We start from the raw sequence: 3366 nt of genomic DNA on the forward strand, positions 1-3366 counted from the left end.
ATGTTCATGGCTGTATCAGTCCTCGTCTATGCGTTGAGTTCACGCCGGCGCGGTTCAGAACCCGAAGCTGATGCCAGCCGTCAGGGTGCGGGAGCGCGGGTAGATGGTCAGGTCGATGCCGTTCAGCCCCGCCTCGGGGTCGACGCCGCTGTACCCCGTGAGGGTGAACACGTTCTGCACGGTGCCGAACAGGCGCATCTGCTGCACGCCGCGGAACTCGGGGATCGTGTAGCCCAGCGTCAGGTTGTCCATCCGCAGGAACGAGGCGTCCTCCACGTACACGTCGGAGTAGTACTGCGGGTCGCGGAAGCCGTACTCGCGCACCGACGAGTGCAGGTTCACCAAGCCGCCGGCGGCGTTCAGGGCGTTGTAGTAGCCCTGGCTGGAGGCGAGGTTGTTGTAGACGAAGTTGCCCGTCTGCGCCCGCAGCGTGAAGCCCAGGTCGAAGTTGCGGAAGCCGATGTTCGAGGTGTGTCCGAAGGTCCAGTCCGGCGCCGGGTCGTGCATGGCCACCCGGTCGTCGAAGGTGATGTTCTTGTCGCCGTTCACGTCCTCGTACAGGTCGAGGTCGTTGATGGTGCCGTTGTTGTCGGTGTCGGCGTACACCGGCTTGCCGCTGGCGTCGCGCTTGTGCCGGTACACGAAGAACGAGTTCACGGGCGAGCCGGGCTGCAGCACCTGGATGTTGGCGCCCACGCCGCCGGCGATGCCGCCCACCAGGATCTGCTCGGCGCCGCCGCCGAAGGGGTTCACCGTCAGCAGGCGGTTGCTGTTGCGCGCCGCGTTGAAGCTGGCGTTCCAGGTGAAGCCGCCGCGGGGCGCATCCAGCACCTGCGCGTTCAGGCTGAACTCCACGCCCTCGTTGCGGACGCTGCCCACGTTGGTGGTCACGAAGTTCGAAACGTACGTGCCCGCCGCCACGGGGACGGTGAAGATCAGGTCTTCGGTGTCCTTGGTGTAGTACTCCACCGAGCCCGTCAGCCGGTCGTCGAACAGGCCGTAGTCAAGGCCCAGGTTGTACGACGTGGTTTCTTCCCACTGGATGTCGGGGTCCACCGCCGTGGGGCGGATGGTGGTGATGAACTGGTCGCCGAACTGCGCCTGGGTGAAGGCGTCGCCGATGCGGTAGTTGGGCACCCACAGGTAGTTGCCGATGGACTGGTTGCCGTTGATGCCCCACGAAGCGCGCAGCTTCAGGTCCGACATCCAGCCGAACGCGTCCATGAACGCCTCGTCGCCCACGCGCCACGCCAGCGCCGCCGCGGGATAGGTGCCCCACTGGTTGCCCGGGGCAAAGCGCGACGAGCCGTCGCGGCGCACGCTCAGCGTCAGCAGGTAGCGGTCGGCCAGGGTGTAGTTCACGCGGGCGAAGAAGGAAGCCAGCTTGCTCTCGTCCACGTCCACGCGCGACACGTTCTCCACCGCGGTGGGAATGCCGTTGGTGCCCAGCAGGTCGGTGCTCAGGCCGCGCGCGTAGAAGTACGGGCGGTCGCCGCGCGAGCTCTCGTACGAGTAGCCGGCCGTGGCGTCGACGTCGCTGTTCAGCGCCGCCAGGCGGGTGGTGTAGTTGGCGAACGCCTCCAGCAGCCCCGCCGTCTCGCTGGGGTTGCTGCGGTCCACGAAGCCGGTGGGGCAGGGCGGGTCCGTCGCGGCGCGCTGGCAGGTAGTGCGGTTCTCCACCTGCGACTGCATGACGCTGGGGAAGAAGCGGCGGCGCTCGGACTTGGCCACGTCGTAGCCCACCCGCAGGGTGCTCGACAGCCCTTCCAGGAAGGGCATGCGGTACTGCCCCTCGATGCTGCCCACGCTGCGGTAGGTGGTGCCCTGGTCCACGGCCAGCGCCAGCTCGGCCAGCGGGTTGTTGGGGCCCAGCGGGAACGCCGTGGCCTCGTAGAACCCTCCGGTGGCGGTCTGGATGGACTGCGTGGGGTCGAACACGGTGGCGCTGCCCAGCACCCCGCCCGGCGTGAAGACGTCGTCGGTGCGGGCGCCGCGGACGTTGGCGCGCACGTTCAGGCGGTCGCCGAACATGCGGTGGTTGTAGTTCACCGCGGCCGACACGCGCTCGGTGTCGGAGCCCCGCAGCACGCCCTGCTGGTCCAGGTAGTTCAGCGACAGGCGGTAGTTCAGGTTCTCGGCCGCGCCCGACATGGCCAGCTCGTGCTCCTGGCCGGCGGCGTCACGCTCCACCGCACCGCGCCAGTCGGTGTTGGCGCTGCCCAGGAAGCCCACGCGGCCGGGGGCGTACTGCGTGACGGCGGCGCGGAAGTCGGCGGCGCTCAGCAGCTCGGGCGAGCGGGTGACCGTGGACGACGACACGGAGCTGCCGTAGTGGAACTGCGGACCGGAGGAGGAGCCGGTCTTGGTTTCGATGATGATCACGCCGTTGGCGCCGCGCGAGCCGTAGATGGCGGTGGACGAGGCGTCCTTGAGCACCGTCATCCGCGCGATGTCCTGCGGATTGATGAAGTTCAGCGGGTTGCGCCCCGCCGACAGCCCGCCGCCGGGCTGAAGCGGCACGCCGTCCACCACGATCAGCGGCTCGTTGCTGGCGTTCACCGAGGTGCCGCCGCGGATGCGGATGCTGCTGCCGCCGCCCGGCTCGCCGGTGCTCACCACCTGCACGCCGGCCACCTTGCCCTGGATCAGCTGATCGGGGCTCACCACGCGGCCGGTGTTGAACTGCTCTTCGGAAACCGGCGCCACCGAGCCCGTAACGTCACGGATGCGGCGCTCGCCGTAGCCGATGGCCACCACGCTCTCCAGCAGCACGGCCTGCGACGACAGCGACAGTTCCACCGTGGCCGTCTGGCCCGCGGCCACCGTCACCGTGCGCGAAACGGTGCCGTAGCCGATGCGCGTGGCCGTTACCGTCTGGGTGCCCGCGGGCACGCCCTGCAGGGTGAAGCGGCCGTCGGTGCCGCTGACGCTGCTGCGCCCCGCCGAGGACACGGTGGCGCCGGCCAGCGGCTCCTGCGTCGACCCTTCGACGACGCGCCCGGTGACGGTGCCCGACTGCGCGCTCAACGGCACCGCCCCAAGGAGGAAGGCGGCGAGCGCGAGGATAAACTGACGACCGAGTGCCATGGGTGTGACCTCGCAGAGGTAGGGAGTGGTGCATCCACCCCCGATCGCCGCCTTCGTGTGGCGAGCGGGGAAGCCCGGAGCGGTACCGTCTTCGTCTTGTGGGGCGTAGCAATGTCCTACGAGCAGCAATCCCGGAAGCCTCTCTGGCTCACTTGGCGGAATCGGTCTGGATCGTGGGACGGGGTGCGGCGGAACACGGGCTGGATGATTTGTATCGTAAGCTGCCAAACTCCGAATGTCAACATCGTAAAGGGTTCTGGAGACGGTGGTGATACACGA

At 68.3% G+C, this 3366-nt stretch carries 1 protein-coding gene; it reads right to left on the minus strand.

The features are described from left to right. Nucleotides 1–54: 54 nt before the first annotated feature. The gene (locus tag VIB55_RS17765; RefSeq protein ID WP_331878005.1) at nucleotides 55–3087 is read right to left on the minus strand and encodes a SusC/RagA family TonB-linked outer membrane protein; all 3033 of its coding nucleotides are present in this window, start codon (nucleotides 3085–3087) and stop codon (nucleotides 55–57) included. Between the last annotated feature and the right edge of the window lie 279 nt (nucleotides 3088–3366).

Source organism: Longimicrobium sp., assembly GCF_036554565.1.
Lineage (GTDB): Bacteria > Gemmatimonadota > Gemmatimonadetes > Longimicrobiales > Longimicrobiaceae > Longimicrobium.

Coding starts and splice junctions, on each gene's coding strand:
- VIB55_RS17765 (WP_331878005.1), bottom strand. CDS start 3,087: ATGGCACTCGGTCGTCAGTTTATCCTCGCGCTCGCCGCCTTCCTCCTT.